Here is a 15,624-nt window from a genome sequence, read left to right as displayed (position 1 = left end):
GGTGGGGGCTGTAAACTGGGCGAGGTGCTATCGGAATAGCCCCCACCCCCGACCCCTCCCCTGTAGGGGAGGGGAGATGAAGTCAGGCCGCAATAAACGCCTCAAGCCCGGCCAGCCGCATCGCAGGCTCGGGGTGCGGCACCTTGCGCGGTTCGGAGTTGGCGACGGCCTTGGCAATCGCGGCGATATGCGCCGGGCTCGATCCGCAGCAGCCGCCGAGGATATTGACCTGCCCGTGATCGGCCCAGTCCTTGACCAGCCCCGCCGTGGTATCGGGCTGCTCGTCATATTCGCCGAGCTCGTTGGGCAGGCCCGCATTGGGGTAAATCATCAGCAGCGTGTCGGCGATCTGCGAGAGCACCTTCACGTGCGGGCGCAATTGCTCGGCGCCGAAGCTGCAATTGAGGCCGATGGTGACCGGCTTGGCATGGCGCACCGCATACCAGAAGGCTTCTACCGTGTGCCCGGAGAGGTTGCGGCCCGACAGGTCGGTCAGGGTCATCGAGATCATCAGCGGAATTTCGCGGCCAAGATCACGTTCAAGCTGCTTGACCGCCATGATCCCAGCTTTGGCGTTCAATGTGTCAAACACCGTCTCGATCAGGATGAAGTCCACCCCGCCTTCGACCAGCGCGGCGGCCTGTTCCTTGTAGACCGCGACGAGCTCATCGAAGTCGATCTCGCGGTAGCCCGGGTCTTCGACATCAGGACTGAGGGAGAGCGTCTTGTTGGTCGGCCCGATCGCGCCTGCAACAAAGCGCGGGCGGCCATCCTTGGCGGCGTATTCATCCGCCAGCGCGCGGGCGAGTTTGCCGCTGGCGACGTTGATGTCCCGCACCAGACCTTCGGCCGCATAATCGGCCTGGCTGATCCGGTTGGCCGAGAAGGTGTTGGTGGAGACCACATCCGATCCCGCATCCAGATAGGCGCGGGTGATGTCACCGATCACATCCGGGCGGGTCAGCACCAGAATGTCGTTATTGCCCTTCTGGTCGGCGGCGAGGCCCAGATCTCCGGCGTAATCCGCTTCGGTCAGCTTGCGGTTCTGGATCTGCGTCCCGAACGCGCCGTCAAAGATCAGCACGCGCTGAGCCGCAGCGGCAAGGAGTTGGTCACGCGCGCTCATGCATCGTCTCCCACAGGACGCTTCCCGAGCATGTGGCAGATCGCATAGGCAAGCTCAGGGCGATTGAGGGTGTAGAAGTGGAAATCGCGCACCCCGCCCGCATAGAGCCGGCGGCACAGTTCAGCGGCGACCGTCGCGGCGACCAGCTGGCGCGCGGCGGGCTTTTCGTCGAGGCCTTCGAACAATCCGTCCATCCACGCCGGGATCGACGCCCCGCAGGCCGCGGCGAACTTCCTCGCCTGCGCGACATTGGTGACAGGGAGGATGCCGGGAAGGATCGGCGCATCGATCCCGCTCGCGGCGCAGGCATCGCGGAAGCGGAAGAAGGCTTCGGGCGAGAAGAAGAACTGGCTGATCGCGCGGCTGGCCCCTGCGTCCAGTTTGCGCTTCAGATTGTCGATATCGTCCTGCGGGCTCACCGCATCGGGGTGCGTTTCGGGATAGGCTGCGACCGAGATTTCAAACGGCGCAATCGCCTTCAGCCCGCTCACCAACTCTGCCGCGCTGGCATAGCCGTCCGGGTGCGGGGTGAAGGGCGCGCCGGGTTCACCCGCATCGCCGCGCAGCGCGACAATGTGGCGCACGCCCGCTTCCCAGTAATGTTCGGCGACTTCGCGGATTTCCGCCTTCGACGCCGCAACGCAGGTAAGGTGGGCCGCGGCGGGCAGCTTCGCCTCGCTGATAATCCGCGCCACCGTTGCATGGGTGCGTTCGCGGGTCGATCCGCCCGCGCCGTAGGTGACTGAAACAAAGCTCGGCCCCAGCGGCTTCAGCTGCGTCACCGCGTCCCACAGCTGTTCTTCCATCTTTGCGCTCTTGGGCGGGAAGAATTCGAAGCTCACCGCCACATCCCCCGGCAGGCCGGAAAACAGCGGCATGTCGGTGGCGGTGCGATATTCGTGGAGCTGGTCGAGAGTCGGGGTCATCAGACGGTTTCCGTGAGGCTTGCAGGGGTCTTCAAAGCGGGGGCGGAACGGCGCTTGGCCGTCCAGATCTTGACGACCAGTGGCCCACCTTCGAGCGCGAGCGGCGGGCTGACGCTGAACCCGGCACCGCGCAACAGTTCGGCCATCTGGCGATCGGTAAAGCCGAGCCGGACGTGCTGATGGCGGGTGCGCAGTTCTTCGTGATCGTGGCTGGCGAAATCGACGATCGCGATGCGCCCGCCGCTGCGCAGCACCCGTGCCGCCTCGGCCAGCGCCGGGGCAGGATCGGCGGCAAAGTGCAGCACCTGATGCAGCACCACGGTATCGAAACTGGAGTCGGGGAACGGCAGATCGGCAAAGTCGCCCTGCACCAGCTCGACTTGCGCGGTCGGCAGATGTTGCAGCTTGGCGCGCGCGACGCGCAGCATCTCAAGGTTCTTGTCGAGCGCAACGATGCGTTCGGCATGGGGCGCGAACAGTTCGGCCATGCGCCCGGTGCCGGTGCCGATATCCAGCAGCGCGCCCAGCGGCGCATCGGCGAGCGCCTCGGCCAGCCCGCGTTCGACATCGGCATCGGCGCTGTGGAGCGCGCGCAGCTCGTCCCATTCCCCGGCGTGGCGGGCGAAATAGGTCTCCGCCGCAGCTTCGCGGGCATTGCGAATCGCGGCGAGCTTCCTGCGGTCGGCCTCGCACAGGGCGGCAAAGGCAGGTTCTTCGGTCTCGGCCAAGGCAAGCAGGCGCTGCACCGCTTCGATCACCGGGGCGCTCGATTCGCTCTGGCGCAGGAACACCCAGCTGCCTTCGCGGCGGCGTTCGGCGAGGCCCGCATCGCACAGGATGCCGACATGGCGCGACACGCGCGGCTGGCTTTGGCCGAGCACCTGTGCCAGTTCGCCCACGGCCAGTTCCATCGTCCCGAGCAAGCGGGCAATGCGCAGCCGGGTCGGATCGCCCAGCGCCTTGAAGATGTCCTCGATCATCATTGTGGGGACATCATATAAAGATATTTTTATATCTGTAAATCGTCTGTTGGGGCTGGGCCTCCGATCAACCCAGCATGATCGGCGCAGCCCCCCTCACCGGGCGGAATGTCTCGGCCCGCGCGGGCAGATCGGCGGCGGCATTGTAGCGCGCGACCGCCTCGTCGATGGCGATGCCCGCGTCGTGGGTGCTCACTGCAACAAGGCACCCGCCAAAGCCAGCACCGGTCAACCGCACCCCGCCTGCATCGCCCAGCGCCTCGCCGATCAGCCCGGCCAGCCGGTCAATCGGCGGCAGAGAAACCTCGAAATCGGCGGACAGCGAGAGGTGCGCCTCGCGCATCACCTCGGCCAGCAAGGCCGTGTCGCCCTGAGTCAGCGCGACCGCCACCGGCTCGACCCGCTCGATCTCGCCGACCACATGGCGGGCGCGGCGGTACAGCGTCCGGTCGAGACTGGTCTGAGCCGCTTCCAGCGTGGCGAAATCCAGATCGCGCAAGGCCGTCAGCCCGAAATGCGCCGCCGCCGCCTCGCACTGCGCGCGCCGCTCGTTAAAGGCGCTTTCGGTGAGATTGCGGCGCAGGCCCGTGTCGATCACCGTGATGGCAAGGCTCGGATGAATCGGGATCGGCATGTGCTGCAAGCTGCGGCAATCGAGCAGCAGCGCATTGTCCGCGACGCTGGCGGCAGACGCCATCTGGTCCATGATCCCGCAGGCACAGCCGACAAAGTCGTTCTCCGCACGCTGCGCCACCCGAGCGAGGGTTTCCGCCGACAGGTCCAGCTCCGAATAATCCGAACAGGCCAGCGCCACCGCTACGCCGAACGCGGCTGAGGATGACAGGCCCGCCCCGATGGGAACATCGCCGGCAATCGCGATCCGCGCCGGTTTGACCCGGTAGCCATCCCGCCCCAGCGCCTGCACCACACCGCGCACATGGTTCTGCCAGTTGTTCTCGCTCGGCACGATCGGGCTGGCGAGATCGAAGCTGTCGCGCGCGCGCGCCATATCGCCCATATCGAGCGCGACCGCCTCGAACAGTGGGACCGCGGCGTCCTTGTCCGCCGGCCCGAGTGCGACAATCGCCTCGCGGTCAATCGCGCAGGGCAGGACGAAGCCATCATTGTAATCGACATGTTCGCCGATCAGGTTGACCCGGCCGGGGGCGGCGAAGAAGCGACTCGGCTCGGCCCCGTAGGCGAGCCGGTAGCCCTGCCGGGCACGGGCGATCAGTCTCTCGCGGCGATCCATGTGGCGTTCCCTTCGTTAGGCGCGGTAATGCACCAGACCGCTGACCGCGCGCAACATCTCTGCCGCGCGTTCGGGGGTGAGGTCGCGCTGGGGTTCGGCCAGCATCTCGTATCCGACCATGAACTTGCGCACCTCGGCCGAGCGCAGCAACGGCGGGTAGAAGTGCGCGTGGAGTTGCCAGTGGTCGATATCAGGCGACAAGGAATCCGGGCCGTAAGGCGCCTGATGCCAGCCCATCGAATAGGGAAAGCTGGTCTGGAACAGGTTGTCATAGCGCGTCGTCAGCGCCTTGAGGATGTTGGCAAGGCTGGCGCGCTGCGCATCCGAAAGCTGCGGCATCCGCTGCACGGCAAAGCGCGGCAGCAGCAGCGTTTCGAACGGCCAGGCCGCCCAGAAGGGGACAATGGCGAGCCAATCGTCATTGATCTCGACCACCCGCTCGCCGGCCGCAATTTCGCGCGTCGCTGTGTCGAGCAGCAGCGCCCGTCCGTGCTCGGCGAGGTAGGCGCGCTGGTGGGCGTCTTCGACGGCGAGTTCCTGGGGCAAGTGCGCGGTCGCCCACACCTGACCGTGGGGGTGGGGGTTGGAACACCCCATCATCGCGCCCTTGTTCTCGAAGATCTGCACATTGGCAAAGCGCTCGCCCAGTTCGGCGGTCTGATCGGCCCACACGTCAACCACGGCGCGCAATTGCTCCGGCGTGAGCAGCGGTAGCGACTTGCCATGATCGGGGGAGAAGCAGATCACCCGGCACACGCCCGCCGAAGCCTCGGCGCGCAGCAGCGGGTCATGATCCGCTGCGCTCGGCTGATCCTCGGCCAGTGCCGGGAAGTCATTGTCGAAGACATGGACGCCTTCGTAAGACGGGTTCACTTCACCGCCGACGCGGGGGTTGCCAGGGCAAAGGTAGCAAGCGGGATCATAGGCGGGCGGCGGCGGATCGGGCGGGCTCACCTCGCCCTGCCACGGCCGCCCCATGCGCTGGGGCGAGACCTGCACCCAGCCGCCGGTGAGCGGGTTGTGGCGGCGGTGCGGGCGAGCGAAATCGACCGCCATCAGCCCGCTCCGGCCAGCCGCTGCGCAAAGGCCGAACGCGGGGCGAATGTCGCCCGCCCGCCCAGCACGAAGCGGTTGAAGGCCAGCGCTGCGATGATGCTCGTCACCAGCGTCACCACCATCATGTCGATGTAATGCAACGTGACCGCGCCCATCGGCAGAGCGACGAAGGTGTAGGCCGCATAGAAGGCAAAACCCCACAGCACGCCGATAATCGCCGCCCGCGATTCCACCCCGCTGAACAGCAGCCCGACCGCGAAGGCCGACAGGATCGGCATCGAACTGAGGCCGTTCAATTGCTGGAGCAGATTGATGATGCTCTTGGCCGAGGCAAACACCGGCACCAGCGCAATCGAACTGATCGTCAGCAGCACAGTGACGATGCTCGACAGCCGCCAGTGGCTTTCGACCTTGGCGACGAACTTCTCGTGGAAATCGACCGCATAGAGCCCGACCGCGGCGTTCATCACCGCCGCCGTATGCGCGATCACCGCTGCGGCGATGGCGGCGGCGAAGATACCCGACAGCCACGGCGGCAGGACGGCGCCGACCAGCCGGCCATAGGCGGCATCATCGATATCGCCGAACAGCTGGTAGGCGACCACGCCGGGGATCACGACGATCGCGGGGATGATCAGGATACGGACCACGGCGGCGGCCAGCACGCCCTTCTGCGCCTCCCGCACATTGGGGGCGGCCATCGCCTTCTGGGTGATCGGCTGGTTGGTCGACCAGTAATAGATCTGGATGAAGATCATGCCGGTGAAGAGCGTGTGGAACGGGATCGGGCTGTCCGGCGAGCCGACCATCGTCAGCCGCTCCGCCGGGACCCCGCGCGCAATGTCCCAATCGACCGCGTTCAGGGCCAACACCACGATCAGCACCGCAATCGCCAGCACGCCGATCCCGGCATAGGTCTCCATCACCGCCACCGCGCGCAGCCCGCCCGCCATCGTGTAGGCCGCCGCGACCACGCCGAGGAAACCCGCCAGCACCAGCAGCGGCAAGTCGATCCCGGCGGTCTTGAGGAACAGCGCGCCCGAATAGAGCCCGGCGGGCAGATAGATCAGCACCATCCCGAACAAGAACAGCGCCGACACCAGCGTGCGGATGCCGCCGCCGCCATAGCGTTGCTCCAGCAGCTCGGTCACGGTCGTCACCCCGGAGCGGTAATAGATTGGCACGAACACGAAGGCGAGGATCAGCAGGCCGACAAAGCCGCTGATCTCCCACCAGGCGAGCAGCAGCATCTGGTTGCCGTTCATCCCGACCAGCTGATCGGTCGAGAGGTTGGTGAGCGTGATCGCGCCGGCCACGAACAGCCAGCTCAGCTTGCCCCCCGCCAGATAGACATCCTTGCGCGATCCATCATGCTTTTCGCGGCGGATGGTGAGCCAGGTCACCAGCCCGATGATCGCAGTCACCCCGAGGCAGACGGCAATCTGGATCAGGCTGTTGCCGGTGGCGGCGTCGGTCATTGCGTGCTTTCCCCTCTCGCTGGGCGCGGTTACAGCGCATTGCGGAACGCCGGACAAGTCTTGGGGCTTTTGCCATCACCGGCTGCGAGGAGAGGACCACAGCGCTTGAGCGGATCGCGGGAGTTTGTGCGGCTGGATGGGGCAGCGGTGACGCTGGTGTTCACGCTGGAAACGGGCGACGCAGCCGACTGCGTGTACCTCGGCGCGCGCCTGCCTGACGGCGAGGATCTCGCCGCGCTCGCCGCCGCCACGGCGCGCGGGCGGCATGAAAGCCAGCCCGATGTGCCGCCAGTCCCGGGCGTGCTGCCCGAAGGCAAGGCGGGGTGGAGCGGGACGCCTGCCGTGTGCCTTCGCGAACGCACAGAACACGCCTTCACCGAATGCGCCACCGATTTCCGCTTGGTAGCCTGGGAGCAATACCCGACCGAGCTAATCCTCACCTTCCATGACGCTTTGCTCGGCGTCGATATCGAGCAAAGCTGGTGGCTCGGCGCATCGAGCATGGTCTGCGCCGAGGCCTCCATCACCAACGGCGGCGGGCGCATGCTCGTCCTCGACCGGCTCAGCGCGCTCGCCCTCCCCATTCCCCGCCGCTTTTCCCGCCTCACCAGCTACACCGGGCGCTGGGCGGGAGAGATGCGGGAGCACAGTCGCCCGCTGGCGCCAGAAGGCTTCGCGCGCACCTCGGTTGCTGGCAAGCCGGGCTTTGCAGGCGGTAACTGGCTGATCCTCGAAGACCCTGCCTCGGGCGAAACGCTGGGCGTGCATCTTGCATGGAGCGGGGATCACGACACCCGCATCGACGCGGACATGGTGGGCAGCGCCGACGGACGGGCCATACTCCAGATGGGCGCGGCGTGGGACGGTGGCGAGGTCGATCTCGAACACGACGTAGGCTACCGCACGCCGACGGCGCTGTTCGCGCTCGCCTCCGACCGCTCCGCCTTGGCACAATGCTTCCACGAGCACGCGCGCGCCGCCGTCCTGCCCGCCCGCAAGGGCTGGGTCCCGCGCAAAGTGCATCTCAATTCGTGGGAGGCGCTGGGCTTCAACCTGTCGGAGAGTGGGCTAATGCGCCTCGCCGTTGACGCTGCGGCTATCGGCATCGAACGCTTCGTGCTGGATGATGGATGGTTCGGCGGTCGGCGGGACGACACTACGAGTCTGGGCGACTGGACCGTTTCGCCCGACATTTTCCCGAACGGCCTTGGCCCGCTGATCGACCATGTAAAGTCGCTCGGCATGGATTTCGGCCTGTGGGTCGAGCCGGAAATGGTCTCGCCCGACAGTGATTTCTACCGCGCGCACCGCTCCGGATGCCTCCACGCCGCGGATCGCGACCGGCCGACGATGCGCGGGCAACTGGTGCTGAACCTGCTCGATCCGGCGATCAGCGACGCCGTGTTCCGGCAGCTCGACGCGCTGCTGCGCGAATATGACATTGCCTACCTCAAGTGGGACCACAACCGCGACCTGTTCCCCGCCAAGGCGCGGGTGGGATCGGTGCGCAACAGCCAGACGAAGTATTTCTACGCGCTGCTCGACCGTCTGCGCGCCGCCCACCCGCAAGTGGAGATCGAAAGCTGTTCGAGCGGCGGGGGGCGGATCGATTTCGGCGTGCTCAGCCGCTCCCATCGTGTCTGGCCCTCCGACAATAACGACGCGATTGAGCGCCTCAGGATCATCCCCGCATGGTCGCAATTCCTGCCGCTGGAAGTGCTGGGCAGCCATGTCGGCCCCTCGCCCAATCCGATCACCGGGCGGCGGGCGGCGATGGATTTCCGCGCCAAGGTGGCGATGTTCGGGCACATGGGCGTGGAAGCCGATCCCGCCCGCATGACCGACAAGGAACGCGCCACGCTGGCGGCGCATATCGCGCTCTACAAGCAGTGGCGCGGGGTGCTGCATGCGGGCGATCTTCACCGCCTCGCCCATCCCGATCCGAACGTCACCGGCATGATGGTGACGCACGAAGGCAAGGCGCTGGCATTGGCCGCGCAGACCGCCTTCTCGCCCGTATTCGACGCCGCGCCCGTGCGGCTGGCGGGGCTGGAACCCGGGGCGCGCTACCGCGTCACCCTGCCCGAACCCTGGCCGCCGCGCGCCAAGCACTACCTCGCCAACTCTGACTCATGGCGCGAGGGCCTCGTCCTGTCGGGCGCGGCGCTGATGACGCAGGGCCTCGCCCTGCCCCTCACCCACCCCGAAACCGCGTGGCTGATCGCGCTGGAGAGGTTGCCGCAATGAAACTCGGCTGCTGCTACTATCCCGAACATTGGCCCGAGGCGATCTGGGCCAAAGACGCACGGCGGATGCGCGAGATGGGCCTCAGCCTCGTGCGGATCGGCGAATTCGCGTGGAGCCGGATCGAGCCGGAGCCGGGCCACTACGACTGGGACTGGCTCGACCGCGCAATCCAAACCCTGCACGCGGCCGGCCTGCAAGTGATCCTCGGCACGCCCACCGCAACCCCGCCCAAATGGCTGGTCGATCAGATGCCCGACATGGTCGCCATCGACGAACAGGGCCGCCCGCGCGGCTTCGGTTCGCGGCGGCATTACTGCTTCAGCCACGAAGGCTACCGCGCCGAATGCAGGCGGATCGTCACCGCCCTGGCGACCCGCTACGGCGCGCACCCGGCCATCGCGATGTGGCAGACCGACAACGAATATGGCTGCCACGACACAGTTTTAAGCTTCTCAGATGCCGCTGCATCCTCGTTTCGCGGCTGGCTGGCGGCGCGATACGGCGACATCGCAGTGCTCAACGCCGCATGGGGCAAAGTGTTCTGGAGCATGGAATATCGCTCCTTTGCCGAGGTCGATCCGCCGCACCTTACCGTCACCGAAGCCAACCCCGCGCACTGGCTCGATTACCGCCGTTTCGCTTCCGATCAGGTGGCCAGCTTCAACCGCGAGCAGGTCGATATCATCCGCGCCCATGCGCCCGGCGTCGACATCACCCACAACTTCATGGGCTTCTTCACCGAGTTCGATCACCACGCCGTGGGCCGCGATATCGACGTGGCGACGTGGGATTCCTATCCGCTCGGCTTCCTTGAGCAGTTCTGGTTCTCTGCCCAAGAGAAGCAAGCGTATCTCAGGCAGGGCCACCCCGATATCGCCGCCTTCCACCATGATCTCTATCGCGGGTGCTCGCAGGGCCGCTGGGGGGTGATGGAGCAGCAACCGGGGCCGGTGAACTGGGCGCGCTTCAATCCCGCGCCGTTGCCGGGGATGGTCGCCCTGTGGACGCTGGAAGCTTGTGCGCACGGGGCCGAGCTTACCTCCTATTTCCGCTGGCGGCAGGCGCCCTTCGCGCAGGAGCAGATGCACGCGGGCCTGCTGCGCCCCGACAGCACCGAAGCCGAAGCCGCGCCAGAAGTGCGGCAGGCGGCCGAAGTGCTCGCCGCCATTGGTGCGCAGCAGACCGCGCAGGCTCCGGTCGCGCTGGTGTTTTCCTATGCAGCGGCATGGGTGATCGGCATCCAGCCTCAAGGGCACAGCTTCCGCTATCTGGAGCTGGTGTTCCAATGGTATTCGGCGCTACGGGCACGCGGGCTGGATGTCGATATCCTCTCGCCCGATGCCGACCTGTCGGGATACCGCATGGTCGTGGTGCCGAGCCTGCCGATCCTACCCGAAGGCTTTGCCGACAAGCTTGCTGCGCTGGCCTGTCCGGTGCTGGTCGGGCCGCGTTCGGGTAGCAAGACGGACAGCTTCTGCATCCCCGAAGGCCTTGCGCCGGGTGCCTTGCGCGACGTCATCCCACTCACCGTGACGCGGGTCGAATCTCTGCGCGATGGCGTGAATGAACGGGCGGAGGGCTTCGCCGTCACCCGCTGGCGCGAAGATGTGGCGAGCGATCTTGCGCCCGAATGGGCCGATGCCGAGGGGCGCGGTGTCGTCTACGCCCACGCCAATATCCGCTACTGCGCGGTCTGGCCTGATGCCATGCTGCTCGGACTCCTGGTGGAACGCATAGCGGCCGAGGCCGATGTGCCGCTGACCCACTTGCCCGAAGGCATCCGCATTCGCCGCTCGGCGAGCCATGTCTTCACCTTCAACTATGCCGCCGCGCCGGTCTTCGTCCCCCACCTCGGCGAAACCCTTGCGCCCGCCAGCTGTCACATCGCCCCGCTTTAGCTTGCCGCGAGCAGGCGTCGGTAGTGATCTGACAGGGTCTCGCTGCCATATTCGGGGGTTAGGTCGGCGGAATATTCGCCAGTCGCCGGATCGCGCACCAGCATCGACTCGGTCGCATAGTAGCGCGCGATGCGGGCATATTCGGCCTTCTCCGCGAACCAGTCGGAAAAACTTGCGCCAAGGCCCAGCGCCATTTCGGCATAGGTGAAGATCTGGGGCGAAACCGATTTGAAACGCGGCGGTTTGCCTGCGGCTGCAAACAGCATCTCCCCCGCCTCGCGCAAGGAGATCGCCGGGCCGGGGCCGCCAATGGGGAGGGTGCGGTTCGCCGCCTCGGGATTGTCGATGGCAGAGGCGATGAACCGCGCCAAATCGGCGTCACTGATCGGCTTGCAGCGGGTGAGGTTGCCGTCGCCGAAGATGAGGAATGGCTTGCCCGCCTTCACCCGCTTCACCTGCCCCGAAAGCGACTTGAAGAAGGCCGTGGGGCGAATGATGGTGTGGGTCATCGCGCTCGCCGCCAGCGCGGCCTCGAAACGCAGCTTGGCATGCTGGAAGGCGAGCAGCGGCTTCTGCACGCAGATTGCGGACAGCAGGATGAAATGCGCCGCGCCCGCCGCCTCAGCCGCCTCAAGCAGAGCGAGATTGGCGCGGTAATCCACCGCCTCGGCATCCTGCGGCGCGCCGCTGCGTGAGGCGATGCAGGAGATCACGACCTCGGGCCGCGCCGCATCCATCACCTTTGCCAACGCCGCCCCGTCAGCCAGCGCCGCACGCGGCAGAGCGGTGACCGCGTGCCCCTCCGCCGCGAGCTGCGCCGCTACCGCTGAACCCATCGTGCCGCTTGCTCCGGCAAGGAGGATACGGCGCGGCGTGGAACGGTCTGGGCTCATTCCGCCACCCTAGCCCGCGCAGGCCGAGCGCAAAAGTGCGAGTTGCCGGATTGCCCCCCGCTCGGGCAGCGCTAGGGTGGGGCCTGAGAGGGAGCGTGAGGCAATGGCTGAGGCCGATTATGATTGGGTGATCCGCGGCGGCACGATTGCCGATGGCAGCGGGGGCGATCTCATTGATGGCGACATCGCGATTGCCGGCGGTCGTATCGCGGCGATCGGGCAGGTGAGCGGCAGCGGGCGCGAGAAGATTGACGCGCGCGGGCGGATCGTCACCCCCGGCTTCATCGATGTTCACACCCATTATGATGGCCAATGCATCTGGGCCGAGGAGCTTTCGCCCTCCTCCTCGCACGGCGTCACCACCGCCGTGATGGGCAATTGCGGGGTCGGCTTTGCCCCCTGCCGCCGCGCCGATCACGAAATGCTCATCAACGTCATGGAGGGGGTCGAGGACATTCCCGGCATCGTCATGACCGAGGGGCTGGACTGGGACTGGGAGACCTTCCCCGAATATCTCGACAAGGTCGCCGCCGGGAAGCGCGATATCGACGTTGCGGCCTATCTGCCGCACTCGCCGCTCAGGGTCTATGCGATGGGCGAAAGGGGCGCTGCACGCGCAGTCGCAACCGACAACGACCTGGCGATGATGCGACAACTGACCGCCGACGCCATGCGTGCGGGCGCCATCGGGTTCGCCACATCGCGCCTCTCGATCCACAAGACCGCGAGCGGCGACGCGATCCCGACCTTCGATACCGATATTGCCGAACTCGAAGCCATCACCAGCGGCATGAAGGATGCCGGCGCGGGGACGTTTCAGGTGGTGCTCGATGCCTTCGTCGGGTGGGACAAGGAATACAAGGTGATCGAGCGGGTGATCGCCGCTTCGGGCCGCCCGGCGACCTTCACCCTCGCCTCCGGCAATGACGCGCCGCCGCGCTGGCGGCGGGTGCTGGAAATGCTGGAGGCCACCAATGCCGCAGGCGGGGTCGCCCATGCGCAGGTGATGCCGCGCCCGATTGGCCTGATCGCGGGGCTGGAATTGACAGTGCACCCCTTCGTGCTCTGCCCGAGCTGGGCGAAGATTGCGCATCTCTCGATCCCGGAACAGGTCGCCGCGATGCGCGATCCCAGCTTGCGCGCCGCACTGCTCACCGAGGACTTTGCCCCCGGCCATCCCTTCAACGAGCTCGCCCGCAACTGGCGTTGGCTGTTCCCGCTGGACGATCCGCCGAACTACGCCCCGCCTGCTGCGATGAGCATGGCAGGTCAGGCCGCCGCGCGCGGCTGCACGCCGCAGGAGGTCGCCTATGACCGGCTGCTGGCGACCGAGGGGCGCGGGCTGTTCCTTGCCGCGCTCGGCAATTACGAGAACGCCACGCTCGATTCCGCGCACGAGATGCTGCGCCACCCGTACTGCGTCCCCGGCCTTGGCGATGGCGGCGCCCATTATGGGGCGATCTGCGATGCGAGCTATTCGACCTACCTCCTGACCCAGTTCGTCCAGCAGGAAAGTCCTCTACAATTGGGGCTGGCCGAGACGGTGCATATGCTCAGCGCCAAGGCGGCGCGCGCGGTGGGCTTTACCGATCGCGGCACGCTGCACGTGGGCGGCAGGGCGGACCTCAACGTGATCGACTTGGACGGCCTGCGCCTCCGCCTGCCCGAAGTCGTGCGCGATCTGCCCGCGGGTGGCCGCCGCTTGCACCAGCGCGCGACGGGGTACGAAGCCACGATGGTCGCCGGAGAGGTGATCCGCCGCTTCGACCAGTCGACCGGCGCGCGGCCTGGCCAGCTGGTGCGCGGCGCAGGCTACCGCGCGGCCTAGTCGCGAGGCTCGATAGCGTAAAGCAGCCCGGAACCGCCGTAGGGCACCGGCACCAATCCGTCGGGAACGGCGACCGGCTGCGCAAATTCGCCGACGATCCAGACATGGGTGAAAGCGCCCAGCGGCAGCTTCGCCAGTGATTGCGACAGCTTCGGGCGGATGCGGTGGCTGCAATCCTCGCGCTGCACCAGGTGCGAAGGATCGCGGTAGAACGGCCCCGCCGCCGGGTAGTGCACCCGCATCGGGTTGACGCCCGGCTGCTGCCACTGGTCATTGACGAAGGCGCTGCGCCGGGCAATCCCTGCGCCGACCACATGGTCGAGCACCGGCATCGCCCAAGGGTTCCAGCACGGCTTGACCACGAAGAAGGCGATCCGCGCGCCCATCGGCATCGGTTCAAGCGCGGTCAGTTCGGCCTGCGCCCTGCGGTCCTGCTGGATATAGGCGACGCTGGTCACCGCCATGCGTCCGGCGAACAGAGCCAGCGCGATGGCGCCCGCTGCCTGCAAGACCTTCGACCCCAGCCTGACCGGCCCGATCGCCACCAGCGCCAGCGCGAAGGCGTAGGGCACCAGTCGCATGTCGGCAAAGGCCGATCCGAACACCCGGCTCGGCATGATCGCATAGCAGATGAAGCACAGCAGCGCCGCCACCCCGACGCTGCGATCATACCGCACCGTCTTACTGAACAGCGCCCAGCCCATCAGCGCGCCGATCACCGCCAGCGCGCCAACATCGAGATTGTACCACTGCGTCCTGAACGCCGAAATCAGCCAGAACAGCTTGAAGTCGAGCGACCATTCTCCCATCGCGGCGCCAGTCGATTCCGCGCGCCAGATCACCATCGGAATGATCGGCAGCAGCAGCGGCCAGCACGCGCCGAGAATGCGCAGCACCGCCGCGACCGGGCGGGTGCGCGCGGCGAAGACTTCGCACAGCATCGCCGATCCAGCCATCAGCCCGAGGAACGCCCAGCCATAGGTGTGGCACACCCAGATCATCGCCCCCGTTACGCCCAGCCACAGCCGCGCCGCGACCTCGCGCTCGCCCCGGTGCAGCCGCAGCCACATGACGAAGGCCAGCATCGCCAGCGCCATGCTCAGGGCGTAGTTGATGAAGCCGTAATTGAACGGGTAGCCATAGAGCAGCGGGATCGCGGCGACCGCAAAGGGCGTGATGCGGCCATGCACTTCGCGCGCGATCAACAGCAGGCCGAGTGCGCCGAGCAACTGGGTCAGGATCACGACGAAGTGCACCGAGGCTTCCAGCCCCAGCACGCCGTGGAGCACCTGCACCAGAATGTCGGCCCCTAGGTTGCCGATCAGCTTCCATTCGTAGGTGTAGAAGGCTTGCAGCTCGGGCCGGTTGGCCAGCTCGGTCTGCACCGCATAGCGCCCCAAGTGGCCATAAAGATCGACCAGCGGCGGGAAGTCCACCAGCAGCAGCGGCGTGATCGCCGCAAGGCAGACGAGCAGGATCACCGGCCAGCGATCCAGCCAACCAAGCGCCTGCGCCGTGCCGCCGGGCGGCACGCTCTCAATGGTATGGGAAGGGGTCATTCGGAAGCGACTGGCCTGAAGACAAAGCGTTGGGAGAGGAGGAAGAAGATTACGATATAGGCTGCGAGCGCCGGAAGCTGCGCCAGAGCGCTGTCCGCGCCGAGCACAGATTGCGCAGCCAGCAACACTGCGACATTCACCCCATAGGCCAAGGCGAAGGCCGCCAGAAACCGCAGGACCTCGCGCGCCGATACCGCGCCCCTGACGCCGAAGACGTAGTGGCGGTTGAGCGTGAAGGACACCACCAGCCCGACGGCATAGCCGGCGGCATTGGCCGCCAGCCCGCTCATCCCCGCCCACAAACCGCCAAAGATCACCGCCCATCCGACAGCGGAATTGGCAAAGCCGGTCAGCAGGAATCGGCCCAAGCGCTGGAGCATG

General features: G+C 66.6%; 12 protein-coding genes. 3 read left to right on the top strand and 9 right to left on the bottom strand.

Annotated features, from left to right (window positions below):
- Positions 1-82: 82 nt before the first annotated feature.
- From GVM20_RS12475 to GVM20_RS12450, 6 genes are all read right to left on the bottom strand, one after another.
- Positions 83-1,126 (bottom strand): homocysteine S-methyltransferase family protein, encoded by a 1,044-nt coding sequence (locus tag GVM20_RS12475; RefSeq protein WP_166547518.1) that lies wholly within the window; start codon positions 1,124-1,126, stop codon positions 83-85.
- Positions 1,123-2,052, bottom strand: a complete 930-nt coding sequence (metF, locus tag GVM20_RS12470; protein WP_166547517.1) for a methylenetetrahydrofolate reductase [NAD(P)H] — start codon at positions 2,050-2,052, stop codon at positions 1,123-1,125. The genes GVM20_RS12475 and metF overlap by 4 nt, the downstream gene beginning before the upstream one ends.
- Positions 2,052-3,035 (bottom strand): ArsR/SmtB family transcription factor, encoded by a 984-nt coding sequence (locus GVM20_RS12465; RefSeq protein WP_166547516.1) that lies wholly within the window; start codon positions 3,033-3,035, stop codon positions 2,052-2,054. The genes metF and GVM20_RS12465 overlap by 1 nt, the downstream gene beginning before the upstream one ends.
- 64 nt (positions 3,036-3,099) lie before the next feature.
- Positions 3,100-4,284, bottom strand: coding sequence for a galactokinase (gene galK / locus GVM20_RS12460; RefSeq protein ID WP_166547515.1), 1,185 nt, complete (start codon positions 4,282-4,284; stop codon positions 3,100-3,102).
- Positions 4,285-4,299: 15 nt separating this feature from the next.
- Positions 4,300-5,340: a UDP-glucose--hexose-1-phosphate uridylyltransferase gene (locus GVM20_RS12455; protein WP_166547514.1), complete on the bottom strand. Its 1,041-nt coding sequence runs from the start codon at positions 5,338-5,340 to the stop codon at positions 4,300-4,302.
- The gene (locus GVM20_RS12450; protein WP_166547513.1) at positions 5,340-6,818 is read right to left on the bottom strand and encodes a sodium:solute symporter family transporter; all 1,479 of its coding nucleotides are present in this window, start codon (positions 6,816-6,818) and stop codon (positions 5,340-5,342) included. Before GVM20_RS12450 ends, GVM20_RS12455 begins: the two co-directional genes overlap by 1 nt.
- Before the next feature lie 105 nt (positions 6,819-6,923).
- Here GVM20_RS12450 and GVM20_RS12445 point away from each other — a divergent pair, with 105 nt between their 5' ends.
- A complete protein-coding gene (locus GVM20_RS12445; RefSeq protein ID WP_166547512.1) occupies positions 6,924-9,065 on the top strand; it encodes an alpha-galactosidase in 2,142 nt (713 codons plus the stop codon).
- Positions 9,032-10,963 (top strand): beta-galactosidase, encoded by a 1,932-nt coding sequence (locus GVM20_RS12440; protein WP_353653155.1) that lies wholly within the window; start codon positions 9,032-9,034, stop codon positions 10,961-10,963. Before GVM20_RS12445 ends, GVM20_RS12440 begins: the two co-directional genes overlap by 34 nt.
- Here GVM20_RS12440 and GVM20_RS12435 read toward each other — a convergent pair.
- Positions 10,960-11,856 (bottom strand): NAD(P)H-binding protein, encoded by an 897-nt coding sequence (locus GVM20_RS12435; protein WP_166547511.1) that lies wholly within the window; start codon positions 11,854-11,856, stop codon positions 10,960-10,962. The genes GVM20_RS12440 and GVM20_RS12435 overlap by 4 nt on opposite strands.
- A gap of 103 nt (positions 11,857-11,959) precedes the next feature.
- Between GVM20_RS12435 and GVM20_RS12430 the strand changes: the two genes are divergently transcribed.
- Positions 11,960-13,684, top strand: a complete 1,725-nt coding sequence (locus tag GVM20_RS12430; protein ID WP_166547510.1) for an N-acyl-D-amino-acid deacylase family protein — start codon at positions 11,960-11,962, stop codon at positions 13,682-13,684.
- Here the strand turns inward: GVM20_RS12430 and GVM20_RS12425 are convergent.
- Together GVM20_RS12425 and GVM20_RS12420 are read right to left on the bottom strand one after the other, a co-directional pair.
- Positions 13,681-15,243: a hypothetical protein gene (locus GVM20_RS12425; RefSeq protein ID WP_166547509.1), complete on the bottom strand. Its 1,563-nt coding sequence runs from the start codon at positions 15,241-15,243 to the stop codon at positions 13,681-13,683. The two genes, GVM20_RS12430 and GVM20_RS12425, sit on opposite strands and share 4 nt — an antisense overlap.
- Positions 15,240-15,623 carry a GtrA family protein gene (locus GVM20_RS12420; RefSeq protein WP_166547508.1) on the bottom strand — a complete coding sequence of 128 codons (384 nt, stop codon included), beginning with the start codon at positions 15,621-15,623 and terminating at the stop codon, positions 15,240-15,242. The genes GVM20_RS12425 and GVM20_RS12420 overlap by 4 nt, the downstream gene beginning before the upstream one ends.
- Position 15,624: the final 1 nt, after the last annotated feature.

The organism is Porphyrobacter sp. SLTP (assembly GCF_009905735.1).
GTDB lineage: Bacteria > Pseudomonadota > Alphaproteobacteria > Sphingomonadales > Sphingomonadaceae > Erythrobacter.
Note: the sequence above shows the minus strand (reverse complement) of the source record. Positions and strands in the feature narration are given on the sequence as shown.